Here is a 24,806-nt window from a genome sequence, read left to right as displayed (position 1 = left end):
TCTTGATGACTCCGGCCATTAATCTTGCGAAAAAGAAAAAAGTTTCACACACCATTCACCAATATGAGCATGATCCCAGAGCAGACAGCTACGGATTAGAAGCAGCAGAAGTATTGGGACAAGATCCAAAGAAAGTATTTAAGACTTTGCTGTTTTGCTTAAACGGCGAGCCTAAGAACCTTGCCGTTGCGATCATTCCTGTCGATCAAAAATTGAACCTAAAATTGGCGGCGAAAGCTGCGAAAGGTAAGAAAGCGGACATGGCAGATCCTGAAATTGCTCAAAAGACCACAGGTTATGTTGTGGGTGGAATCAGCCCATTGGGGCAGAAGAAAGCGCTGCCTACTTTTCTGCATGAAAGTGCAACACAGCAAGAGACGATCTGTGTGAGCGCAGGTAAGCGTGGTTTAGAAATTGAATTGGCACCCAAAGATTTGTTGAGTCTAACACGTGGTCAATTTGCTCCTCTTTGTCTGTAAATACATGACCAATAAAAAGGACGCTGATGAGCGTCCTTTTTTGATCTTGTGATGGAGCGAATGGTTACTTCTTCAGGCTCAACGTGCCGCCTGTGCGTTTCGTTGGTTTGCTTGGCTTCGCTGCATTTGGATTCATGTAATGCTGCTTAGGCTTGCTCGGTGATTGAGGTCTATTGTGATCACCTTGAGGCTTACTGCGTTCACCTTGTGGTTTCGCTTTGTAGTGCTCTTTTGCAGGGCGTGCATTCTCATCATCACGTTGGCGACGTTTTTGCTGACCTTTTTTAGAATTTGGCGCATGGCGGAATTCATCCGCGTTGTTACCACGGAAGGTACGTGTTTTTTGGTTACGGCGTGCCGTTGAACCTTGGTTTTCTTCGCGGCTATCAAATAGTTTGGCATCGGTCGCTTTACGAATGTTACGACCTTTAGAATCTGTCTTTGACGCTTCCTCTGTGCCCACTGAACCTTCACACATTGCTAGGATCTCTGCCACTTCATCGTCACTCAGGTAACGCCATTTACCATTTGGAATGCCGTCAAGTGAGATGTTCATGATACGTACGCGACGCAGTTTAAATACTTCGTAGCCGAGCGCTTCACACATACGACGGATTTGACGGTTCAAACCTTGCGTTAACACGATGCGGAAAGAGAATTTGGTTTCTTTTGTTACCTGACAAGGTAGCGTGACTGTATCGAGGATTTTCACACCGCTCGACATCTGTTTTAGGAATTCGCCAGTAATAGGCTTATCAACACGCACCACGTATTCTTTTTCGTGGTTGTTACCTGCACGCAGAATCTTATTTACGATATCGCCATCGTTAGTCAGAAAGATCAAACCATCTGAGGGCTTATCCAGACGACCGATAGGGAAGATACGCTTTTTATGACCGATGAAATCAACGATGTTGCCCGGGATGTCGCGTTCAGTTGTACAGGTGATGCCCGTTGGTTTGTTCAACGCGATATAAATCGGTTTTTCTTTTGCTGCAACAGGGTTTCCATCGACACAAACGTCATCGCCTGGAAGTACTTTTGTTCCCATTTCTGGTTGTTGACCATTAATGGTGACACGACCTTGCTCGATAAGACGGTCGGCTTCACGACGTGAGCAGAAGCCCGTTTCGCTGATGTATTTGTTTAAGCGTTTTGCGTTGTCTTGTGACATGTTGGTCTCCTAACGTTTCACAACGGCGGTTAATAAAGGTTGTCTTGCCGCAGTTAATTGCAGCAAGACAAGATAAGGTCGGGCATTCTAGCACCGAGATTCGAGTTAGCCTAAACGTTTTTGATGACGTTCACGCGTCTCCATTTTCTTTTCAGCACTCTTTCTTAATAGAACGTAAACGGCGCCGCTGCCACCGTGGAATCGTTGTGCACTATGCACGCATTGCACTTCACGGATCTGTTGTAACCAACTGCTGACGAAACTTTTCATTAATGCTGGTGGATTAGAGCGCTCGCCACGACCATGTACGATCACGACGGTACGGATATCCATCTCAATACATTGCTTGAGGAATTTGACTACTTCGTCACGTGCTTCTTTCAGTGTCTTACGGTGCAGATCAAGTCGAGCTTGAATTGGGTATTTACCAAGGCGTAGTTTGCGGTATACACCATCTTGTACACCATCCCGTTTGAACTCGATAAAGTCATCGGGTTTGAGCATTTCTGCATGGTCAATCGACAGGTACTCTGGGTCGTCTTCAGTAAGCCAAATTGCGGCTTCGCGTTTCGCCATCTGAGCGTCCGTCACTTGGTGCACTTTTTTGTGCTCTGCAGTATCGTGGTCGATAGGCTTTACGTCGCCCATCATCTGTTGAAACAGATCAAAATCGTCGTCTTGAGACATAACGGCAATCTCATAAAGAACAGGGTAGGAATAGTAAGATTATATCAATGAGTAGTGCATTGAGATCAAATAAAAAACCGGAGCAGGCAAGTAACCAACTCCGGTGCAAAGCGTTTCTAGAGCTAAGCGAGATCTAGTGAGGAGATTTGTCGTTCATAATCTTGTAAATGAAGAAACCGCCGTAAAACAACATCAGACCAATTGCCCCAAAGATTACTATCATTGACGATAGTCCCACCGCATTACCAAATAGGAGATCAAGCCAAAAGTCCATACGTTTCCTCCAAGATATTTCCGACATTGATAACGTTAATGGGTGGTGTTTTTTTGCACACTGATCTGGATCAATTATGTTGCCAAGGTTAATAAACTGTGTTTTATTGTGGGTTCTTAGTCACATTTCACGTGCTAGTGTTCAGTAAATCGTCAAACGAATTAAGACATTACGTTTTTTTGTAAAAAGCGCTTGCGTCTAACTAAAGAATCCGTAATATACGCATCCGTTGACGGGGATAAGTCCTCAGTTAAACATCTCGGTGAATAGCGCAGCTTGGTAGCGCATCTGGTTTGGGACCAGAGGGTCGGGGGTTCGAATCCCTCTTCACCGACCACTTTCAGAAAGCCTGCTCAATGAGCAGGCTTTCGTCGTTTCAGCGGTCGCAAATTTGGCTTTGATAGTAGTGAACCAAATGGGGTTCGCCTGAAGTTAGAATATGGCTCTTTACCGACCGTATTAGAGAAAGCCGTAGCAGAAATGCTACGGCTTTTTTGCGTTTTACGGCTTTTTGAATCGAGAACGCTTCGCTTCGGGAACAGACTCTGCTCTTCGAGATGCGAGAGAAGGAACGCTTTGAGGCAAATCAGCTTTCATCAGCTGGTAAATGAAAACGTAAGAGATCCCCAACTCGCTCGTCCCTCGCTCTTGAGGATGACGAATAAAAAGCACTGAATTCAAAGGCGTCATTCCCGAAAGCGACGAAGGAGCGCAGTCGGGAATCTCTCTATTGTTCTGAGTGATATGATAAAACTGCGCTTCTCGCTAGTTCACATCACAACTAATGTCTTTAATCGGAGTTTCGGACGTCGTGAAACAAACGTAAGCCGTTTTTGGATGGTTTGGACCGATTTTAATGTACCCAGCTTTTAGCTCATCTTCATCAAAAGTAGCGGAATGAGACTGACCAGTTTTGCCATCAAAGTAAGTAGCTTCAAAGCTCTGGTTCATCATATGAGCGACGCGGTTACGAGTATGGGCGGTTGAAAAAGTGATGTTTGCACAACGCATCATAGGCTTTTGGTTAATGAGAAACTGTCCACTTTCTTTATCCAAAACACCGCCTTTTGTATCCGGCGTAATATCAATAGGTTGGAAGTCTTCAATCGTACAAGACGATTTTGCATGGGCAAGCGATGGCAATAGTAGCGCGCTAGCAAGGCATAATAATGAGGCTTTGAACGTCATAAAGGCTCTTATCAAATTTGAAGTTGTTTAAGGATTGACTCGATAGTATCCAATAGGTGACCGCATTTGTCAGCGTGACGTAAGCGTCATTTGCCTACAAATACAACACGATAAGTAGATGTAAGCATACCAGCAAATGGAGCTATCTTCTTTATCCAATATCGCAGTCTGCTTTGTGAGTTTTTGCTAGTGGTTTGACAGTGAAACCGCGTTTTTCTAATAGTTCGATTACATTGTCTTTACCTACTAGATGTAAGCTGCCTACCACCACGGTGTATTTACCGGATTTTTTCGGTAGTACACTACCTGTATCGAGTTTCTGAGCCCAGTCGCGATTACGGGAATAGAGAAAGGCTTCATTGAACTCATCACTGGATTGTTCACTCGCTGATGCTGCTTCAAGCGAGCTACCATCGCCGCTCTTCCAACTGTCGATTAAGCATTGTACCAGTTTGTCGCCACCGTCATATTCTTCAATAGAAGAGAGCAAAAAATCTTTACCGCCATCTTTTTGTCCCGCAATTAAGTCCAATTGGAATTGCACATTCTCCAAAGCAAGTACTGGTACTTTTTGTTGGTCAGCTAAGTTAATGAGGTGCATGTCGACACCTTGATCAGACGCGTAACCAAGTTTGTTTACCAACATTAACTGGATTGTCAAAGCCGCAGACCATGGCGGTGCATTGAGCAACTGTGCTTCTTGTAGACCTAGGTCATTGGCTATTTCAGCAAGATGTTTGCGCTGTGTTTTATCTAAAACATCTCTAGCGTGAAGCGAGGTTTCCGGGTAAGTCACCCCTTCTGTATTTCGAATGTCTGCTTCGATGATTAAACCATCACTGTTTGTCAGGAACCGAGTCACAGCTTCTGGTAATGGATACATGCTTTTATCGCCGACATGTACAGACCCGATAATCATGTATTCCGTCTCGCCCTTCTTTGCCAGCCAGTGTTGTGGTTCGGCTTGAACAGAATAAGAAGTAAAAAAGACGATCAGAGATGACATCACGGACAAGAGTCGAAACATATTTTGCTCCTCGAATTCAATAAGCACTTTATCTATAACATGGTTCGGCAAAATCGTCATTTTTTAAAAAATTGACGAGTTTTAACGGCTAGGAAATGAGAGGTAATTCACGAAAGTGTTTCAATTGAGTTTGTTGTTAATGGTTCACTTAATAACCAATAGTGATCAGAATCCTACAAAATCAGTCGAAACCCATCGATATTCGTGATTGAGATCGCAACAAACTCGTCAAAAAAAGTTAGCCGCTTTTAACGTCAAGTTTAACTTGTTGAAATTATTATGTTTATATTTTTGAATGCTTGGCTTAATTTGAGCCAGATCACTTCTTAGTTTTATTAATTTTACGCTTAGAAATAACTGCTTGTATGTTGAATGCAACTGTTAAGCGCCTCGCATTTAGGTGCTCACCATTTTTAATAAATGTCGTTTTGAACCACTGACTTTTTGGGGAAAGTAAGATGTTGAAACATAGTCTGATTGCTGCTTCTGTTATCGCTACATTGGCAGGCTGCTCTTCACTACAGAGCTCTGAGCAACAAGTTGTAAACTCACTGGCTGATAACCTTGATATCCAATATGAAGTGTTAACTAATCATGGTGCTAACGAAGGTCTTGCGTGCCAAGATATGGGCGCAGAATGGGCTTCCTGTAACAAGGTAAACATGACGCTTGTTAACCAAGGTGAAGCTGTTGACTCAAAAGATTGGGCTATTTACTTCCACAGCATTCGTCTGATTCTGGATGTTGACAACGAGCAGTTCAAAATCTCTCGTGTAACGGGTGACCTACATAAGCTAGAACCAACAGATAAGTTTGACGGCTTCGCTGCCGGTGAAGAGGTTGTTCTTCCATTGGTTGGTGAATACTGGCAACTATTTGAAACTGACTTCATGCCAGGTGCATTCGTTTCTGCTCCAAACGCAGAACCTAAGATGATTGCTTCTCTAAATACTGAAGATGTTGCGTCTTTTGTGACGGGTCTTGAAGGTAATAACCTAAAACGTACACCAGACGACAACAATGTATTTGCAAACGCTGTGTCTCGTTTTGAGAAAAACGAAGACCTAGCAACACAAGACGTATCAACCACGTTACTACCAACACCAATGCACGTTGAAGCGGGTAAAGGCAAAGTAGATATCGCGGATGGTATTGCGCTGCCTAAAGACGCATTCGATGCGACTCAGTTCGCAGCGATTCAAGATCGTGCAGAAGTGGTAGGTGTGGACGTTCGTGGTGATCTTCCTGTAAGCATCACTGTTGTTCCTGCAGACTTCACCGGTGAATTAGCAAAATCTGGTGCTTACGAAATGAGCATCAAAGGCGACGGTATTGTGATTAAAGCGTTCGACCAAGCAGGCGCTTTCTACGCAGTACAATCTATCTTTGGCCTGGTAGATAGCCAAAATGCTGATTCTCTACCACAACTGTCTATTAAAGATGCGCCTCGTTTTGATTACCGTGGTGTGATGGTGGATGTGGCTCGTAACTTCCACTCTAAGGACGCAATCCTTGCAACGCTAGACCAAATGGCAGCGTACAAGATGAACAAACTTCACCTTCACCTAACCGATGATGAAGGCTGGCGTTTAGAAATCCCGGGTCTGCCTGAGCTGACAGAAGTGGGTGCTAACCGTTGTTTCGATACACAAGAGAAAAGCTGTTTACTGCCTCAGCTTGGCTCTGGTCCAACGACAGACAACTTTGGCTCTGGCTACTTCAGCAAAGCAGACTACGTGGAAATCTTGAAATACGCGAAAGCACGTAACATTGAAGTGATTCCAGAAATCGATATGCCAGCTCACGCTCGTGCAGCAGTAGTATCAATGGAAGCTCGTTACGACCGCCTAATGGAAGAAGGTAAAGAAGCTGAAGCGAACGAATACCGTCTGATGGATCCTCAAGATACATCAAACGTAACGACGGTTCAGTTTTACAATAAGCAAAGCTTCATCAACCCATGTATGGAATCTTCAACTCGCTTTGTTGATAAGGTGATTTCAGAAGTGGCAGCAATGCACCAAGAAGCTGGCGCTCCACTAACAACTTGGCACTTCGGTGGTGACGAAGCGAAGAACATCAAGCTAGGTGCTGGTTTCCAAGACGTTAACGCAGAAGATAAAGTAAGCTGGAAAGGCACGATTGACTTGTCTAAACAAGACAAGCCGTTTGCACAGTCTCCACAATGTCAGACGCTAATCACAGATGGCACAGTCAGTGACTTTGCTCACCTACCAAGCCACTTCGCGGAAGAAGTGTCGAAGATTGTTGCTGAGAAAGGCATTCCAAACTTCCAAGCTTGGCAAGATGGTTTGAAATACAGTGACGGCGAAAAAGCGTTCGCTACAGAAAATACTCGCGTAAACTTCTGGGACGTTCTTTACTGGGGCGGTACTTCGTCAGTGTACGAGTGGTCTAAGAAAGGTTACGACGTGATTGTTTCTAACCCAGATTACGTGTACATGGATATGCCATACGAAGTTGACCCGAAAGAGCGTGGTTACTACTGGGCAACACGTGCAACGGATACTCGTAAGATGTTTGGCTTTGCACCAGAGAACATGCCTCAAAACGCAGAAACTTCTGTAGATCGCGATGGCAATGGCTTTACGGGTAAAGGTGAAATCGAAGCGAAACCTTTCTACGGTCTATCTGCACAACTTTGGTCTGAGACAGTACGTAACGACGAGCAATACGAGTACATGGTATTCCCTCGCGTCCTCGCTGCTGCTGAGCGTGCATGGCACCGTGCTGACTGGGAAAACGACTACAAAGTTGGTGTTGAGTACTCGCAAAACTCTAATCTAGTTGATAAAGCATCGCTAAACCAAGACTACAACCGCTTTGCGAACGTACTTGGTCAACGTGAACTGGCTAAGCTAGAAAAATCAGGTATCGACTACCGCCTACCAGTACCAGGTGCAAAAGTAGAAGATGGTAAGCTAGCAATGAACGTTCAGTTCCCTGGCGTAACGCTTCAATACTCTCTGGATGGTGAGAACTGGTTGACTTATGCAGACAACGCTCGTCCAAATGTAACTGGTGAAGTCTTCATCCGCTCGGTATCTGCGACAGGTGAGAAGGTAAGCCGTATCACTAGCGTGAAATAATAGCGCTCAGTATTCACTAAAATCATAGTTCCTTACTCAAAGCCCTCAACTTATGTTGGGGGCTTTGTTTATTTTTCTTCGGAAAATAAGCGTGATCAATGTCTAATTATTTTTTATTGATAATTAAGTTTCTAATTTAGGGTGTCTGTCATAGTGTGATCTGGATGTGTATTTAACTGTCAAATAAAAGGGGAGATATGCCTTACTTCACACTTTATTTTTTTGACGAATTTTTAGTTTTTATATCAAACTACTGTATTTAATAAACTTTTTTTATTTTCGAAAATCACGATTTGAATTTGATCACTGTTTTAAACGATTTATTTTTCAATGCGAATTAAATTGCGCAGTATTGCCGTCGCCAGGGAGGCACATCCCAAAGTATGTGATGAGAGGCAAGTGATAGCCAAAAAACTCGTCGCATAACGTGAACAAATAAAGGCAGTAATTATGAAAAACGTTTTAGCACTAAGTGCACTTTCTCTTGTTTTCGCTTCAAGCGCTTTCGCGGGTTCATCTTATGTAACTGGTAACATCCAATTCCACGATGACGGTCGAATTCACGGTTCAGACATGACATCTACGCTAGAAGCGGGTCATACGTTTGATAACCAATTCGGCGGTCTTACGGTTTACACTGAGTTTGATGGTATTCAGCTAGGCAAACTGGAAACTGAAAATGGCGGCGCAGGCAACACAACGCCAGCCATAACTGTAGGTGGTGAGCAATCTTTCAACATCACTGATCATCTATGGGTTGCTGCGGGCTACCAACACCTATTCTCTGCGGGTGAGAGCATCCAGTACCGTCCACTTGTAAAGATCGGCTACAACTTTGATAACGGCATCTCATTGAGCAACCGTACTCGCGCGCACATCGATGCAACGTCTGCAGACGCGAAAACAGACTACCGTATGGATAACCGCATTGGTTACGTAATGAACGAAGATGTGACTTTGAGCTACAACAACGTTTACATGATTGAAGCAGAAACGATGGACCACGAGCTACGTGCAACATGGACTCGTAAGGGCGTTCAGCCTTACTTCGAGTTCCGTAGCCAAGCACACGGTGCGGAAAATGCGGCGGGTGATAGCCTAGTGAACAACGCATTCGTATTTGGTGCGTCTTACGGCTTCTAATTAAAGAGTTTTGTCTTAACTGTCCATTAAGAAAAAGCCCAGCGGTATGTCTCGCTGGGCTTTGTTTTTACTGGTCGTTGCCTTTGTGGAAGCGGTATTCGTAAACCTGACCTTTGTCGTTGTAGGCGTAGACGGCGTAACTGTCTTTTTTATCGCCATACTCCATACCCGGTGATCCCATAGGCATGCCGGGTACCGCAAGGCCTTTTGCGTTGCGAGGTGGGTTTTCTAAAAAGGCTTTAATGTCGTCAGCAGGAATATGACCTTCAAATACGTAGCCATTAATTTCTGCGGTGTGGCACGAGTAAAGCTGTTCATTCTTGATGCCCAAGTCGCGTTTAACCGCGTTCATGTCATCGTGCAGCTTTTCTTCGACGGAAAAGCCGTTCTCTTCCATGTGTTTCGTCCATTCTCCACAGCAGCCACAGTATGGCGATTTGTGGTTGATGACATCAGCGGCTAATACGTTCGCCGATGTGACAGCAAGCATTGTAAAGGTCAATAGTTTCAACTTCATAATATCCTCTATAAGAAGTGTCGCTTACTTAATGGTAAACAGTCGTAGTCGATTTGCATTACTCACGACTGTGATTGAAGACAGTGCCATTGCTGCGCCAGCAACAACAGGACTGAGTAGGAATCCGAATGCTGGGTAGAGCACGCCAGCGGCGATTGGAATACCCAACGAGTTATAAACAAAGGCACCAAACAGGTTTTGTTTCATGTTCTTCAATGTTGCACGAGATAGTTCGATGGCATGAACAATGGCCATTGGTGATGTATTAAGAATCGTCATTTGTGAACTTTCGATCGCCACATCACTGCCGCTGCCCATTGCAACGCCGAGATCGGCGAGGGCGAGAGCGGGTGCGTCATTAATACCATCACCAATCATGGCGACGGTTTGTCCTTGTGATTGTAGTTGTTTTATATGTTGCGCTTTCTCATCTGGCATCACCTGAGCAATGACTTCATCAATGCCTAATTCGTTGCCGATGGCTGTCGCTACGTGTTGATTATCACCAGTGAGCATCACTGTGTTGATACCCTGTAATTTTAGTGCAGTGACTGCTTGTTTGGCATCAGATTTAATTGGATCAGCGATGGCAATTAAACCAATCAGTTCGTTGTTGAGGGAAATGGCAACCGGTGTCCATGCGTTGTTGGCGCAATCTTGAATGGCTTGCTCCATCGCGGAAGTATCTACCTGCTCTGTTTGCATAAACTGCAATGAACCAATCAGCAGTGGTTGTGCTTGGTAAGTTGCAAGAATGCCGCGACCGCGAATGTTTTCAAAAGCGTCCAACTCGATATCTTCAGCCGCATTTTCCTTAGCGTAATCACACACGGCTTTTGCTAATGGGTGCTCAGATTGACGCTCTGCTGCGTATGCTAATGCTAACAAGTGTTCTTGGCTGGTGGCGTGAGTAAATACTTGCTGCACACTGGGTTTGCCCTGAGTTAACGTACCGGTTTTGTCGAATACGACGGTGTCGACTTTGCTCGCCAATTGCAGTGCGTCTGCGTCTTTGATCAAGATACCCAGTTCTGCGGCTTTGCCCACGCCTACGGTGACCGACAATGGTGTTGCTAAGCCCAGCGCACAAGGACAGGCAATAATCAGTACAGTCGTCGTTACCACAAGCATGTAGCTGGCTTTAGGTTCTGGACCTACTGCGAACCAAACCAAAGCAGCAAGGATTGCGATACCGACAACCACAGGGACGAATACAGAAGAAATCTGATCCGCTAATTTGGCAATTGCTGGCTTACTGCTTTGTGCGGTGCGTACCATACGGATAATACGCGCTAGCATGGTATTTGCACCGATGCCGGTGGCTTCAATAATCAGAGCGCCATCGGTATTTAGTGTGCCCGCAGACACTTGAGCCTCTTGCGCTTTTAACACGGGTACGGGTTCACCAGTTAGCATAGATTCATCAATGTATGATTCCCCCTGAATCACGATACCATCAACGGGCACTTTCTCACCCGGTTTGATGCGTAGCTTCATGCCCAACGTGATTTGCTCAACCGCAATTTGCTGATCGCCATTTTCAGTAATGACGGTGGCTTGCTGAGGTTGTAGGTTAATCAGAGCTTGCAATGAGCGTGTTGTATTTGCCTTTGCTTTTGCTTCTATATAGTGACCAAGAGAAATCAGACCGACGATCATCGCACTTGCTTCAAAGTAAACATGGCGAGAGGCGAGTGGGAACCAATCAGGAAAAATCACCACAAGCATTGAATAAAACCACGCGGCGCCAGTACCTAGGGCAACTAAAGTGTCCATGGTGGCACGTTTGTGAGTGGCTGCTAACCATGCGTTAGTAAAGAAGTGCTTACCTGCTGTCGCCAGCAATAATAGACAGAGAATACCTATCGCACCCCAAACCATTTGATCACTGGCATCTCGGATAACCATGTTGCCACCAAACACACCCCAGAGCATCAATGGTGCACCAACGACTAAGCCTGCGATAGCATCAAGTTTAAAGCGCTTTTGTTGAGCAAGTTGCTGTGCTGCTTGTTTTTCTTGTTGCGTTGCTGCGTCTTGAAGGATTTCTGCTTGATAGCCCGCTTGTTTTACTGACTCGATGATGGCTTGATGAAGCATTTCACTATCTTGGTTTGCAAATACTAACGCGCTCTGCTCTGCAAGATTGACCTGTGCTTTCTCTATGCCTTCGACATTAGTGAGTGCTTTCTCTACCGAAGATACACAGCTGGCACATGTCATGCCTTGAATCAGCATCTGTAGCTGAACATTGGCAGATTCGGGTTGGTTACGATCGAGATGCGCTTCTTTTATTGCGGGCGTTATTTGCTCTGTGACTTCTTCTTTAGCCTCGATAGTCTCGATGCTAGCGGTATAGCCCAATGTCGCAACGAGATCGATCACTTGCTGCTCAGAGAGTAGGGTTGTGATGTCAAGTTGTGTTGTAGAGGCTTGGAATGTAATGACGTCTTGATTTGATTCTAATAAAGAAGAGAGCTTTTTCACGCAGCCACCACAGCTCAAACCCGTTAAATGGAATTGATATTGGTGACCGGCGTGGTAGCCCAGCGATTCGATGGATTCAATAATAGAAGAGAGTGAAGATTCGGTTTTCACCTCTACCATCGTCGGGGACAAATTAATGATCTCAACACTGTGATTGGCATGTAAAGCTTTCTCAACTTTTCTCGCACAGCCCATGCAGTTGAGTCCCGACATAGGTACAACAAACTGATACATAATTTGTCCTCAATAATAGTAATGTGTAGAGCATAAACCTTCCTGCAAGGGGAAGGTCAAGCTTTTCGACGCGAAACAAATTTGTCAAAATCCCCTTTATTGAGCCGCCCTTACGCCCCTATTGTTGCGAGTTATCTCAAAGTTTTTTCTCTCTGAATATAAAGTTCCGTTAAAACGCCTAAAACCTGAGTGAAGTCGCTCACGATTTTTGAGCTTTTTATATAAAAACGAAGTTGATTAGAACGGTTTTGACGTTTTTATATTTTTATTTATCACTATAAATAGCTGTTATTTAAAGATTTATATTCTTTTTGATCTTCTCATTTTGAACTTGCTCAGATTGCCGCTGGGAAAGTTTTTTACTGCGAAAAAAGTTTGTCATATTTGCCCCGTCCACACATTGTTTCAAGTTCCTGCAATGTCCTAGTTAGCGAATTTGAAAATGGAAAAAACTAAAAATATAGGGGTTTAAAATGTCTTACCTAAAGAAAAGCCTACTTGCTACTGCAATCACAGGCATGATGTTCAGTGGTTCAGCTTTTGCTGATGGTGCAAACAGTGATGCAGCGAAAGAGTACCTAACTAAAGACTCTTTCTCTTACGAAGTTTACGGCATTATCGCGATGCAGGCCGCGTACCGCGATTACGATTCTGGTAGCAAAGCAACTGACGACGATTTGGGCGGCATGCAGCTAAACAACGAATCACGTATCGGCTTCCGTGGTAAAAAGCAATTCGCTAACTTTGAACCAACGTTCATTTGGCAAATTGAAGGTGGTTACGTAGACCCAAGTTTCGGTGGTGAAGGTGCAGGTCTTGGTGAGCGTGATACATTCGTCGGTTTTGAAAGCGCTTCTTGGGGTCAAGTTCGTCTAGGTCGTGTTCTTACTCCAATGTACGAGTTGGTTGACTGGCCAGCATCTAACCCAGGTCTAGGCGATGTTTACGACTGGGGTGGTGCGATCGGTGGTGCTAAGTACCAAGACCGTCAATCAAACACAATCCGTTGGGACTCTCCAATGTTTGCTGACAAATTCTCTCTAGATATCGCAGCGGGTGCAGGTGACAAAGCTGGTCTAGGTGAAGGTGACGATTACTGGGGCGGCATCGCGGCTCACTACAAGTTAGGTCCACTACAATTGGATGCTGCGTACGAAGGTAACCGCAACATCGAAGGTGAAGGTCAAACTTGGGAAAACAACACGTACCTAGTAGGTGTTCAAGGTTGGTTTGAAAACGGCATCTCTTTCTTCGCTCAATACAAATACATGGAAGCTGACGCAAGCAACGGTGTAAACGAGAAGCAAGATGCAATGTCTGCAGGTCTTATGTACACAACAGGTGACTGGCAGTACAAACTGGGTTACGCAGCAAACTTTGACCTAGAACGTGACGGTAAGACAATCGACAACACAGCAGATGATGTACTATCTGCACAGATCATGTACTTCGTAGACCCATCCGCAGTACTTTACGCTCGTGCACGTACTCTAGACTTCGGTGACGGTGCGTCTCAACTAGACAAGCCAACAGAAGCACGTTGGAAGTCAGCTGACTACGACGAGTTCTCTGTAGGTGTTGAATACTACTTCTAATAAAGAAGCAGCTAAAAGGGCGGAAACGCCCTTTTTGTCTTGATACTTATTCACATAAGCCATTGGAATGACCGGCCTGTTAGTTTCAGTGGCTTATCTAAATTGGTATAAGACGAGAAAACCATGATGAAAAAAACAACCACACTATTAGGACTTTGCGCAATCCTTTCTGCGCCTGCATTTGCTGCTCAACTGACTCTGCAAGCGGAATTGGTTCCTCGCGTTCTCAACAGTGAGTTCGTCTACCCTGAGTGGATCTCTGACAACAACAGCATCAAAGTTGAAGATGGTGCAAACCAACTTGCTGTAAATGTTGGTCAAATTGTGTTTGAAGATGGCAAGCGTCGTAAGTTTGATTCACAGCCGCTTTTACTTGAATTTGATGCACCGAAAGGTGCTGAGCTTACGCTGACATACAACAAGTTCCGCACTATTGAAGAAGCCAAGGCTTTTGAAATGGACCCTAAACTGACGCTAAAAGATGCGAACGGTAAAGACGTTAAGTTCTCAATGGTTCAACTTCGCAAAGGTGGTTTACAAGGTTTCCGTGACTACGAACGTGAAGTCGCTGACTACAACCAAGCAATGAACAAGCAAACGACGAAAGCGAGCATTGCAGCTTCTCCAGCGGTAACAAAAACACTGAAAGAGTCGTTCAACGATCTAAGCCGTGAAGAGCAGCAAGAGTTCATGCAATGGGCAATGCGTAACCTAAAGTAATCTGGTTTTCTTCTTTTATATAGGCTTTCTATAGCGATAGTAGTTATCTAGCAACAATTGTACTTAAGAGATAAATCAAAGGGCAGCATCGTGTTCGGTGGCTGCCCGTTTTTATTTCTGGCGTTAAACCACAAGGAAGGATTGTAGTATTGACTTACGGTGGTAAAATGTCGCCACTTTTATCCTTGACATTACAACGAGAGCCTTCTCGTTGCTCATTATCCCTAAGGAACTCAAATGACGGTTAAAACTCGTTTTGCTCCTAGCCCAACTGGCTACCTACACGTTGGTGGTGCTCGTACTGCACTTTACTCTTGGCTATACGCTAAAAACCAAGGTGGTGAATTCGTTCTACGTATCGAAGATACTGACCTTGAGCGTAACTCTCAGGAAGCGGTTGATGCGATCCTAGAAGGCATGGAATGGCTAGGTCTTGAGTGGAACGAAGGCCCTTATTTCCAAACTCAACGTTTTGATCGTTACAACGAGATGGTTGATAAGCTTCTAGAAGAAGACAAAGCATACAAATGTTACGCGTCTAAAGAACTGCTAGACGAAGTTCGTGCAGAGCAAGAAGCAAACAAAGAAATGCCTCGCTACGATGCTAACCATCCAAAAATCAAAGCGGCAAACGAAGCGGCAAAAGATGGCGATCCATGTGTTATCCGTTTCCGTAACCCGAAAGAAGGCAGCGTAGTATTTGATGACCAAATTCGTGGTCGCATTGAAATCCGCAACGACCAAATGGATGATCTGATCATTCGTCGTACTGACGGCTCTCCAACGTACAACTTCTGTGTTGTGGTTGACGACTGGGATATGGGTATCACTCACGTTGTTCGTGGTGAAGACCACATCAACAACACGCCTCGTCAGATCAACATCTACGAAGCGCTAGGTGCGCCAGTACCAACATTTGCGCACTGTGCAATGATCCTAGGTGATGACGGCGCGAAACTGTCTAAGCGTCACGGTGCAGTATCTGTAATGCAGTACCGCGATATGGGTTACCTACCTGCTGCGCTAAACAACTACCTAGTGCGTCTTGGTTGGTCTCATGGTGATCAAGAAATCTTCACTCAAGAAGAGATGATCAACCTATTTAGCCTAAACGCAGTATCTAAGTCAGCGTCTGCATTCAACACTGACAAACTGCAATGGTTGAACAACCACTACATCAAAAACTCAGATCCAGCGTACGTTGCACAGCACCTACAATGGCACCTAGATCAACAAAAACTAGACGTAACTAATGGTCCAGCTATCACGGAAGTGATCAAGCTTGTTGGTGAGCGTTGCAACACGCTTGTTGAGCTAGCTGAGCAGATTCGTTACTTCTACGAAGATTTCTCTGAGTTTGAAGCGGGCGCAGCGAAGAAGCATCTACGCGGCGTAGCTAAAGAGCCTCTAGAGCTTGCTCTAGCGAAAGCTGAAGCACTGACTGAGTGGACGACAGCGAACATCAAAGATGGTGTTATCGCAGCTGTGTGCGAAGAGCTAGAAATCGGCATGGGCAAAATCGGTATGCCACTGCGTGTTGCAGTAACAGGTGGCGGTCAGTCTCCTTCTGTAGACGCAGTAATGGAACTGATTGGCAAAGAGCGTTGTGTTGCACGCATCAAAATGGCTCTTGAGTTCATCGCTGAGCGCGAAGCAAACGCATAATTACTTGAATAAATAATCAGAAAGCCGCGATATATTTCGCGGCTTTTTTGTGCCTGACGTTAAGAAAACATCTTAACTCAACATAAATGACGTCGAAATCTGTATGTTTTCCCAACAATAGTTCGAAAAGTTAATAAGTTTTACTTATCCAAATATATCCTCGACGAATGTTTTTTTGACCTTTCAATACAAAATATCTCTCTGACTTAGCACCAAAATCCATAAAGTTCCTTAAATATCGTCTCATTAATGAGAAGTTAATTTGCTTTACTTATTTTATCTTGAAATGTCACGCAAACGTTTGCGTCATTGCTATCACTCGTATTTGAGTGCTCTAGATCACATAAAGTCATGCTTTTCGATGACATTAAATTGACAGTTTTGGGATTTGTCTTGGGATTTCTTGGAGTTATAGTGCTCGCCATCAGTGAAGCAGCAATATGCATCACTGGTCAGGATCCATACCCAAGTAACTTTTATGCAAAATTGCGGAAGTTACTTCAGTATCAAAATCAAAGGATTTGAATAAAAGAATTGAAATACAACGTCAGTCAGGCGGCGCATTTCGTTACGAACAAGAGAACTTCTTTTAGAGGAATCAATAATGAAAAAACTAGCAGCGGTAATTTCAGCTTCTTTACTTATGGCTTCAGCAGCACACGCAGAAGTGTACGTGGGCGGTAAGATGGGTAAGTCTTGGATGGAAGACGCTTGTGTAGCTGGTCAAGCTTGTGACAAAGATGGCTCTACTCTAGGTGCTTTTGTTGGTTACGAAATGAATGACTACTTCTCAGTAGAAGCAGGCTTCGACAACCTTGGTGATTTTGACCAAACTTCTTTCGGCGGTCACGTAGAAGCAATCACTCTTGCTCCTAAATTCAGCCTACCAATCACTGAAGACATCGCTCTTTACGGTAAAGTTGGTGGCGCATACCTAATGATGAACGACGGTAAAGACGATTACTCTTACCTAGGTGCGGCTGGTCTTGAGTTCAACGTTAGCCAAAACGTAACAGCACGTGCGGAATACCAAACAATCACTGACATCAACAACGATTCAGTAAAAGCAATGGGTAACACAGCAACTCTAGGTGTGTCATTCAAGTTTGGCGGTCAAGACGAAGTGGTTGTTGAAGAAGAGCCAGTAGTTGAAGAAGTAGTAGTAGAAGAAGTTGTTGCACCAGTTGTTGTAACGAAAACTTTCGAAACTCAAACAATCGGTACAGGTAGCTTTGCGCTAAACAGCACAACGCTTAAACCTGCGAGCGCAGCAAAACTAGACGACCTAGTAGCGTTCCTAAACGAGTACCCACAAGCAAACGTTGATGTAATTGGCTACACAGATACTTCTGGTCCAGCGGCATACAACCTAAAAGTTTCTGAGAAGCGTGCTGAATCTGTAGCAAATGCTCTTGTAGAGAAAGGTATCGATGCTTCTCGCATTCACGCTCGTGGTGAAGGTGAAAACAACCCAATCGCTTCAAACGACACTCGTGAAGGTCGTGAGCAAAACCGTCGCGTAGAAATCGTTGTTCCTGAGTTTGAATACCAAGTTCAACAATAATCGCGAAATCTAACACTAACCGTTAGAAAGCTAGATACGAAAAGCCCCAAAGAGTTCGCTCTTTTGGGGTTTTTTTATATACCCAAGTGACTTTAAGATTCCGGATTCAGAGCGTTGTCATTGATTCCCTATTTACCGAAAGCAAGCAAGGAAAACAACGTAGCGTACCTGCTCATTCCAAGTTGTTTGACGCAGCCATTGGTTTAATAAAAAAGCGAGTCAATGACACACTCCCAAAGGGTACTCTTTGCAAATAGTAAGAACCTTGGCTTGTATACTTTGTTGTCGGTTCTTGATTTAGGTCCACTAGACCTTTAAATCGTCGCCGCGTCTACAAAACAAGTCATTCTCGCTGAACCCTGCATCTCGAGGTTACTTGGGTATATCTGTTTATCAGCGAAGAACACTCAATGAAAGGAAGGAATAAAGGTCACTTGAGGTCAATGCTGTTGAGACGCCCCATAAACGTCAGGATTTCCAGGTTATCTTTGTGTGCATCCAGCAACGCTTTCTTTGTTTGCATATAGGCGGCCAGTTTGCCGTACTTGTTAATAGAGCGCACGACCGTTTTATATTTGTACTCGCCAGCATCGTTAAACTCACGCCATTTCGCAATGTAGCAGGTGTCTCTATTATCAGGATCCTCTAGGGTAGGGTTAGGCTTATGGACAATCTTTGGTTCGACGCTATGCGGCAGTCTGGTCATTAAATAGGGGTCTTTCAGCAGACGACGCCAAAATTTACCCCACATCTCCCGTCCAAGCTCGTTACGCAGCTTGATAGCCTTTTTAAGCCCTTTCTTTTCTCCAATGCGAACGAAACCTACGGAGCGGTGTAAAACCGTGTCATCCGGTGTGTGGATATGAATCTTGAAGGCCGTTTTGCCCTTCGAGATGAAGCGGTGTCCAGTGTTTGTAATTAAATTGCTCTTAGACATAGTGCTAACTAATAGTTTTGTTAATAGCTAAAAGGGTAAGCAAAACTCATAGATAATTAAAGTAATAAAATACAAAACTGTAAATAGCATGAGTATTGAATCTTTTCTGATACATCTAAATCAAGACAGAATTCTTGAGTTAGGCACTCCCTCAAAGCCGGCAAAAAGTTTGTCTGCTAAGAGTAGTCGATAAAAGAGAAGTCTCATGGTGTATTTACTTTGTTGCAATTTGAGGAGTAATAAGAAGTGCCAATAATGCATCAACACACATATATGAAAAAATTTGTTAGCATGAGCTATTTAATGCCACGGGAGAAATATGATGAATGCTTTTTATCGATTGCGTTTCGCAAAACCATCCACGTTTAGTTTTGAATCTGGCTTACATTTTTCCCAACTGGAGATAATGCTAGATGACCTTGCAAATGCACCCAAGGAGGTGAGGGAAGTTGCGGTATTGGAAGTGAAAAAAATGCTGGAGCTTAAGTCGAGCTGGGATGTTAATGAGAGTAAAAAAGAGTATGAAATGCTGTATGAAGACTTAAAAGAATGGATGGCTCAGTTTTACCTTGAGTAAGGTTTGCTTATTGGGAGAATTCGGGGCATCAACCTCAATGCATGGACATTTTGTGGATACAAACAAAAACGCCTTAGCTAAAGTTATAGCTAAGGCGTTGATCTATGTGGCGCCCCCAGTAGGATTCGAACCTACGACCTGTCCCTTAGGAGGGGACTGCGCTATCCAGCTGTGCCATGGGGGCGTAATCAAATAAGATGCGTTGCCTATGATATTCAAAAGTAGGCATATGGCAATGCTTTATACGTGCATCTACAACATCTTGTTCATTACGTCGCCAATTTGCACGCTAGACGCAAGGTTTGGCTGGTCAATCGTGAGCTCCGCTTCGTGTTCGTAAACACGAGAAACCGTTAGGGTAATTTCACTCTGAGACACCTTGTTACGCGGCAAGCCATTTTGATCGATGAACGACGCCGTGTGCCAAAGTTGTAGCTGGTCGCCTTCTTTTACGCCGTGCATACGACCAAGATCCATGGTTACGGTATTGCCAAATACTGCAACGACTTCAGGAAGCGTGATCTTACAAGACAGCTCTGATTCTAGGTCTAGCATGATATTGCGGCTCACACGCAGCATCATCTCACCGTAAGTCGATGCCCAGAAACGTGCGCTACGAGTATCTACTTGACTGGTTTTTGCAAAAGGCCAGTGTGCCACTTCACGATAGTTTTTGTGGTAGACCTCGTGACCTGTCTTGCCATCAAAGACTTTCATCTCTAGTGCAAACTGACGGTTGATCACATCATCTTGGAGTAGTTTGGCATCAATGGTTGCCGTTAAGTCTGTAATCACACCACCGATGATGTACTGAGCGCCATTATCTTGAGCAATCATCTGGGTGCGTTCTGGTGACTTCGCTGAGATCGAATAGTCTGTGGTGCCGACAGAAACAAAGCTGCGCGATGTTTGATCTAACTGGCGGTTGACGACGTGACTAAAATCATTGCCCACGTTGTAGATCTGTCCCATCACCGCTTGCTGCGGAGAGGCAACATCAATATTGCCGACTAATACCGTCTTCTTGTATTGATTCACGTGGCAACCCGTTGCCGACGGATAGATGTCCACTCGGATCCTCATTTCCATCTTGCCGCCACGTTTACGTTCAGATTCTACCAAGATGTAACGTACTTCATGGTTCGTGAATTGGTACTCTTTACGGCTTTCTTCTAGCAGTGGCATCAAGTTACTGATGCTACCGATATCCGCACCCGAAAAGTTGACGGCTTTAAAGAGTGCGTCCTCTAACGCATGTAGCCTTGCCGCTTCATCTGAAGAAACGATCGTGGCAACGCCTGTCACTTCATACCAAGATGCCACCGCACGAAATGGTAGGATCAATATGAAAGTGATTGATATAAGGCTAAAAATTATTTTTTTCATTGTTTGTAACCGTTCGGGTATAAATATTGCTTTACCAATTTCAGTGAAGTTTGGTGAGCTTTCTTTCGTTCGACAAACAGAAGAAAAGCAAAGACTGTTCCAAGATTGCACTTTATAGAAATGAAGTCAGTAAAGAGCAGTAACACCTAAGATTATCTGGAGAATCAAACCATGAAAAGATGGCTTGTTGCCGCATCGATGATGACGCTTTTAACATCGTGCGCATACTCACCAATTTATAATGGTAAAGAACCGTACTCTGGCAGTCAGTTCATGTTAATGGACAGTCCACGCCATACGATGGATTTCTTTATTGAAAGCATGACTGAAGAGTTGATGGTTTCAAACGTTGCAGTGTCGTCACGTACGCCCGTTGCGATTACTTCTTTTGTCGACCTGCAAAACATGGATTCAACCAATTGGTTGGGTAACTCAGTATCGGAAGGGTTTATCCACCAGTTCCAACGTCGCGGTTTTAAAGTTGTCGACTTTAAAACGACAGGTTCAATCCAAGTAACCCAACAGGGAGATTTCGCTCTGAGCCGAGATTGGCAAGATCTGGCACAAGAGCAAGAGATCCAGTACGTATTGACGGGCACAATGCTACGTCAAGAAGGCGGTGTCCTCGTCAACGCACGCATTGTCGGTATGCAGAGCCGCATTGTTGTTGCTACGGCGCAAGGCTTCTTACCTGCGGACCGTATCGGTCGTGATCTGGATACGCTTAATAGCATCCGTACTCAAGATGGTGTGTTGATTCGTTCTGACCCAACCATCCGTCAGCCATACACAGTGATTCTCCGCCCGTAGGAAACAGACATGAAGAAGTTATTATTTATTATCGCGACCTTAGTGCTGGTGGGTTGTCAGCCTCTGCAGCAGATGCGTCAAGACGAAATTTTAGTGGCGGTGGGTTATGCAAGCGTTAGTGAGCAAACCGGTCGCACAATGGAAGAGAAGCGCGTTCGTGCAATGCGTGCATCTAAGATCGATGCGTACCGCGAACTTGCCGAGCAAGTATATGGCATGCGTGTAAGTGGTCGTGCGCAGTTGGAAGACCAACGTTTAGGCATTGAAAGCACAAGCGGTGCTGTAGACGGTGTGATTCGTGGTGCAGAAGTGGTACGTAGTTACTTAGTTGAAGACAGCTATGTGACAGAGTTGCGTTTGGATATCCGTAAGATGGATAAATTACGCGACTACGGTGAAGTGCAACAGGTGCCTGAGAAGCGTCAGCAGACCTTGTTCTAATTCAATCTTCACTAAACAGATGATCTTTTTGAGCGGCTGATTGGCAACAATTGGTCGCTTTTTTATACGTGATACTTTTTGGGAATGAGTGAAGCTAATAAACTTGCTGTATTAGACGGCAGTTTAAATAGACTGAAGGACAGAAGAAAAGTGCTAGGCTTTGATGTTGGTGCCTAGTGTGGAGATGGTGTGAGTTTTGCCGCCGGAGTTGTAAGTCATGCCGACCTTTCCGTGCGTGCGTTGAAGCATGTTGTTGAGTTTATTGAAACTCGATTGGGCACGATTGAGCGATTCACCATTCATTTGGTTTACTTGCTGACAATCGAGAACGATAGATTGGATTTGAGCGACAACCTGACTCAGGTTTTCATCTTCGGTAAGTTGATTGACGTGCGGGTGAGAGGCGATTCGCTGGTCGGTGGTTCTTAGTTGACCAATGAGTGTCATCTTTTCCTTGGCGAGTTTTTCGATCTCAGTAGACACACGAGCGCTGATCGCCTGTGTTTCTTGACGTAACACACCAGAAAGTGCTTTTGCATTTTCTAGTTGGAAGTTTACAAGATCGACTAATGCTGCCATGAATACTTACCTTGGGCCTAAGTCAGTTAGCTTTTGCCTTGCAATTCATTTTCAAACTTAATCATATTGTCAGCCAGTTTTTCTGGGTCAACTTTGTATGAACCGTTTGCAATTGCTTCTTTAATTGCCGCCACTTTCGCGCTGTCATAAGCCGGAGAAGCTGCCATATCCTTTTGGAGTTTGCTGACTGCTTTGCCTTGTTGGCTTAATGATACCGCGTCTTGTTGTGCTGGCGCTTTCTTTGATTCTGTTGTGCTGGTCGCACTAGAATCAGTACGTGCAGGAGCGCGACTTGTCGTCGTCATCATCTGACCTGAACGTATATTATCTATACCTGCCATATCTCAACCTTAAACTCGTATCGTAATACTGGTATCCAGACTATCGACCAAGCGCAAAATAACTTTAGAGATTTTTTGCATTTTTATTGATCGATTTGCCGTACACCAGCCTACCTTAGAAGGTGATGGTGATTTCCGCAATACCTGTCACAATTCCTTCTATTATACGTTGGGACTTATCATTTTTCACTCTTACTTGATCACCAGATGATCCATCTTGCAATGCCGTACCCTGTGTGGTGATGGTCATGCCGCCTTTTACGGCTCGAATCGTCACTTTTTCATTTCGGCAAACTACGCACACATCGTTACGTTCGACCACGTCACCCAAGCGAACATTGCGTTTTAACTTTGCGCCAACTACTTGCTCAAAGTTAGTAAAGCCATCTTTGCGAAAACGCTGAAGCTCGATCATTGATGTGGTGACATCTGAAGCGCTAATGATCTCGCCGCGACCCAATTGGCGGGTAGAAACGATCATTGGCACTGACGCTGAGATCCTAACTGGGACATAAACTTTCCAGTTGTCAGCCAGACACTCGACTAAGACGTTGATGTTGCTACGTGTGCTACTGGTTGATGATGCAGACGTTTCCAGTGGCTCTGGGCAATCCGTGGCTTTGATACGTGGATCAATATTTGCCGCATTGACTGTTAATTTCCCTCCCGCTGGCTGCTCTACCGTGCTAAGAATGTGCTGTTCAGCGGCGGTTCTGATTTGCTCAATTTGACTTTCCGTTGCTGAATGAACAAAAAAGCTAAACATACTGAGCAAAATGCCGATAAACTTAGCGTACTTTGTAAATAACGCTCTACATATTGTCATAGTAAATGGTGTCGAATTTATATTATGATACGCCATACTGTTTCTCTGGTATTATGCCTGCCAGTGGTAGAGTATCATTTAAAAACAAAAAGTTTGAGATGGAGATGAGCATATGACGGGGATTCTTGACTCGGTGAATCAGCGTACGCAACTCGTCGGCCAAAACCGATTGGAGCTACTTACTTTCCGATTGATGGGTCGACAGCGCTACGGCATTAACGTATTCAAAGTAAAAGAAGTACTTCAGTGCCCTAAGCTGACTTCGATGCCAAATCTACACCCGCTGGTTAAAGGTGTCGCTCATATCCGTGGCCATACCGTGTCAGTGATCGATTTAAGCTTGGCTATTGGTGGTCGTCCGACGACTGATATTGACAAGTGTTTTGTTGTGATCGCTGAGTTCAACCGAACAATCCAGGCGTTCTTGGTATCTTCTGTTGAGCGTATCATTAACATGCACTGGGAAGCGATTTTGCCGCCGCCAGATGGCGCAGGTAAAGCACACTACCTAACGGCAGTCACTAACATCGACAACGAGCTAGTTGAAATTCTGGACGTTGAGAAGATCTTGGCTGAGATTGCACCAGTAGATGAAACCATGGATTCAACCATCGGTGAAGAAATTGCAGTCGCAGAACAAGAAAAGCCAATCGTACGTCGTATTTTGATTGCGGATGACTCTACGGTTGCGCGTAAACAGGTTGAAAGAGCAATTACTTCTATCGGATTTGAAGTTGTCTCTGTGAAAGATGGTAAAGAAGCGTACAATAAGCTGATCGAAATGGCACAAGAGGGTAGTATCTACGATCAGATCTCCTTGGTGATTTCGGATATCGAGATGCCAGAGATGGACGGCTATACCTTAACAGCTGAAATTCGCAGAAATGCAGATTTGAAGAACCTTTATGTTATCCTTCACTCCTCATTGAGTGGCGTCTTCAACCAAGCCATGGTTGAGCGTGTAGGTGCGAACACCTTCATTGCGAAATTTAACCCAGACGAATTGGGTAACGCGGTTAAATCTGCTTTAACACAATAAAAGAGA

General features: G+C 44.5%; 23 protein-coding genes and 2 tRNA genes. 12 read left to right on the top strand and 13 right to left on the bottom strand.

What is annotated here, in order from left to right:
• Positions 1-5: 5 nt before the first annotated feature.
• Positions 6-479 carry a Cys-tRNA(Pro) deacylase gene (ybaK, locus tag MHO32_RS21425; protein WP_005449237.1) on the top strand — a complete coding sequence of 158 codons (474 nt, stop codon included), beginning with the start codon at positions 6-8 and terminating at the stop codon, positions 477-479.
• Positions 480-543: 64 nt separating this feature from the next.
• On the opposite strand, the gene rluF is transcribed toward ybaK, so the two are convergent.
• The 3 genes from rluF to MHO32_RS21410 form a co-directional block, all read right to left on the bottom strand.
• Positions 544-1,653, bottom strand: a complete 1,110-nt coding sequence (rluF, locus tag MHO32_RS21420; RefSeq protein WP_005449236.1) for a 23S rRNA pseudouridine(2604) synthase RluF — start codon at positions 1,651-1,653, stop codon at positions 544-546.
• Positions 1,654-1,758: 105 nt separating this feature from the next.
• On the bottom strand, positions 1,759-2,340 hold the full coding sequence (smrA, locus tag MHO32_RS21415) for a DNA endonuclease SmrA (protein ID WP_005449235.1): 582 nt from the start codon (positions 2,338-2,340) through the stop codon (positions 1,759-1,761).
• Positions 2,341-2,473: 133 nt separating this feature from the next.
• Complete coding sequence (locus MHO32_RS21410) at positions 2,474-2,614, bottom strand: DUF3149 domain-containing protein (protein ID WP_005382236.1); 141 nt, start codon at positions 2,612-2,614, stop codon at positions 2,474-2,476.
• 260 nt (positions 2,615-2,874) lie between these two features.
• Here MHO32_RS21410 and MHO32_RS21405 point away from each other — a divergent pair.
• Positions 2,875-2,951: transfer RNA gene (locus MHO32_RS21405), tRNA-Pro, on the top strand.
• A 428-nt stretch (positions 2,952-3,379) separates the two neighbouring features.
• On the opposite strand, the gene MHO32_RS21400 is transcribed toward MHO32_RS21405, so the two are convergent.
• Both MHO32_RS21400 and MHO32_RS21395 read right to left on the bottom strand, forming a co-directional pair.
• Positions 3,380-3,802, bottom strand: coding sequence for a hypothetical protein (locus MHO32_RS21400; protein ID WP_239213889.1), 423 nt, complete (start codon positions 3,800-3,802; stop codon positions 3,380-3,382).
• 151 nt (positions 3,803-3,953) lie between these two features.
• A complete protein-coding gene (locus MHO32_RS21395) occupies positions 3,954-4,829 on the bottom strand; it encodes a TraB/GumN family protein (protein ID WP_188015358.1) in 876 nt (291 codons plus the stop codon).
• 458 nt (positions 4,830-5,287) lie between these two features.
• On the opposite strand from MHO32_RS21395, the gene MHO32_RS21390 reads away from it, so the two are divergent.
• Positions 5,288-7,939: a beta-N-acetylhexosaminidase gene (locus MHO32_RS21390; protein WP_005449232.1), complete on the top strand. Its 2,652-nt coding sequence runs from the start codon at positions 5,288-5,290 to the stop codon at positions 7,937-7,939.
• 450 nt (positions 7,940-8,389) lie between these two features.
• Positions 8,390-9,082, top strand: coding sequence for an oligogalacturonate-specific porin KdgM family protein (locus MHO32_RS21385; RefSeq protein ID WP_005449231.1), 693 nt, complete (start codon positions 8,390-8,392; stop codon positions 9,080-9,082).
• Positions 9,083-9,149: 67 nt separating this feature from the next.
• Here the strand turns inward: MHO32_RS21385 and MHO32_RS21380 are convergent, their stop codons facing one another.
• Both MHO32_RS21380 and MHO32_RS21375 read right to left on the bottom strand, forming a co-directional pair.
• Complete coding sequence (locus tag MHO32_RS21380; RefSeq protein ID WP_061065659.1) at positions 9,150-9,599, bottom strand: DUF411 domain-containing protein; 450 nt, start codon at positions 9,597-9,599, stop codon at positions 9,150-9,152.
• Positions 9,600-9,623: 24 nt separating this feature from the next.
• Positions 9,624-12,320: a heavy metal translocating P-type ATPase gene (locus MHO32_RS21375; RefSeq protein ID WP_050926168.1), complete on the bottom strand. Its 2,697-nt coding sequence runs from the start codon at positions 12,318-12,320 to the stop codon at positions 9,624-9,626.
• A gap of 473 nt (positions 12,321-12,793) precedes the next feature.
• Between MHO32_RS21375 and chiP the strand changes: the two genes are divergently transcribed.
• From chiP to MHO32_RS21355, 4 genes are all read left to right on the top strand, one after another.
• Entirely contained in the window at positions 12,794-13,915 is a 1,122-nt protein-coding gene (chiP, locus tag MHO32_RS21370; RefSeq protein WP_038898462.1) for a chitoporin, read from the top strand.
• A gap of 123 nt (positions 13,916-14,038) precedes the next feature.
• The gene (locus MHO32_RS21365) at positions 14,039-14,635 is read left to right on the top strand and encodes a YccT family protein (RefSeq protein WP_239213886.1); all 597 of its coding nucleotides are present in this window, start codon (positions 14,039-14,041) and stop codon (positions 14,633-14,635) included.
• 237 nt (positions 14,636-14,872) lie between these two features.
• Entirely contained in the window at positions 14,873-16,300 is a 1,428-nt protein-coding gene (gene gltX / locus MHO32_RS21360) for a glutamate--tRNA ligase (RefSeq protein ID WP_005449225.1), read from the top strand.
• Positions 16,301-16,904: 604 nt separating this feature from the next.
• On the top strand, positions 16,905-17,864 hold the full coding sequence (locus MHO32_RS21355; protein WP_005449221.1) for an OmpA family protein: 960 nt from the start codon (positions 16,905-16,907) through the stop codon (positions 17,862-17,864).
• Positions 17,865-18,294: 430 nt separating this feature from the next.
• Here the strand turns inward: MHO32_RS21355 and MHO32_RS21350 are convergent, their stop codons facing one another.
• Positions 18,295-18,801 carry a hypothetical protein gene (locus MHO32_RS21350; RefSeq protein ID WP_005449220.1) on the bottom strand — a complete coding sequence of 169 codons (507 nt, stop codon included), beginning with the start codon at positions 18,799-18,801 and terminating at the stop codon, positions 18,295-18,297.
• Between the two features lie 319 nt (positions 18,802-19,120).
• Here MHO32_RS21350 and MHO32_RS21345 point away from each other — a divergent pair, with 319 nt between their 5' ends.
• The gene (locus tag MHO32_RS21345) at positions 19,121-19,378 is read left to right on the top strand and encodes a hypothetical protein (RefSeq protein WP_155483423.1); all 258 of its coding nucleotides are present in this window, start codon (positions 19,121-19,123) and stop codon (positions 19,376-19,378) included.
• 107 nt (positions 19,379-19,485) lie between these two features.
• On the opposite strand, the gene MHO32_RS21340 is transcribed toward MHO32_RS21345, so the two are convergent.
• Together MHO32_RS21340 and MHO32_RS21335 are read right to left on the bottom strand one after the other, a co-directional pair.
• Positions 19,486-19,562: transfer RNA gene (locus MHO32_RS21340), tRNA-Arg, on the bottom strand.
• A gap of 68 nt (positions 19,563-19,630) precedes the next feature.
• Complete coding sequence (locus MHO32_RS21335; protein WP_050907079.1) at positions 19,631-20,764, bottom strand: flagellar assembly protein FlgT; 1,134 nt, start codon at positions 20,762-20,764, stop codon at positions 19,631-19,633.
• 171 nt (positions 20,765-20,935) lie between these two features.
• Between MHO32_RS21335 and MHO32_RS21330 the strand changes: the two genes are divergently transcribed.
• Entirely contained in the window at positions 20,936-21,574 is a 639-nt protein-coding gene (locus MHO32_RS21330; protein ID WP_005449216.1) for a FlgO family outer membrane protein, read from the top strand.
• A gap of 9 nt (positions 21,575-21,583) precedes the next feature.
• Entirely contained in the window at positions 21,584-22,015 is a 432-nt protein-coding gene (gene flgP / locus MHO32_RS21325; RefSeq protein WP_005449214.1) for a flagellar assembly lipoprotein FlgP, read from the top strand.
• 153 nt (positions 22,016-22,168) lie between these two features.
• Here flgP and MHO32_RS21320 read toward each other — a convergent pair whose 3' ends face one another.
• The 3 genes from MHO32_RS21320 to flgA form a co-directional block, all read right to left on the bottom strand.
• The gene (locus tag MHO32_RS21320) at positions 22,169-22,594 is read right to left on the bottom strand and encodes a flagella synthesis protein FlgN (protein ID WP_005449212.1); all 426 of its coding nucleotides are present in this window, start codon (positions 22,592-22,594) and stop codon (positions 22,169-22,171) included.
• Positions 22,595-22,620: 26 nt separating this feature from the next.
• The gene (gene flgM / locus MHO32_RS21315) at positions 22,621-22,935 is read right to left on the bottom strand and encodes a flagellar biosynthesis anti-sigma factor FlgM (RefSeq protein WP_005425628.1); all 315 of its coding nucleotides are present in this window, start codon (positions 22,933-22,935) and stop codon (positions 22,621-22,623) included.
• Between the two features lie 115 nt (positions 22,936-23,050).
• On the bottom strand, positions 23,051-23,797 hold the full coding sequence (flgA, locus tag MHO32_RS21310) for a flagellar basal body P-ring formation chaperone FlgA (RefSeq protein WP_045488675.1): 747 nt from the start codon (positions 23,795-23,797) through the stop codon (positions 23,051-23,053).
• Between the two features lie 76 nt (positions 23,798-23,873).
• Here flgA and MHO32_RS21305 point away from each other — a divergent pair, with 76 nt between their 5' ends.
• A complete protein-coding gene (locus MHO32_RS21305) occupies positions 23,874-24,800 on the top strand; it encodes a chemotaxis protein CheV (protein ID WP_005449208.1) in 927 nt (308 codons plus the stop codon).
• The last annotated feature ends 6 nt before the right edge of the window (positions 24,801-24,806 follow it).

The sequence above is a fragment of the Vibrio sp. MMH1-50 genome (assembly GCF_022347645.1).
Lineage (GTDB): Bacteria > Pseudomonadota > Gammaproteobacteria > Enterobacterales > Vibrionaceae > Vibrio > Vibrio harveyi.
The sequence above is the reverse complement of the archived record's forward strand: the minus strand, read 5'-3'. Positions and strand labels throughout refer to the sequence as shown.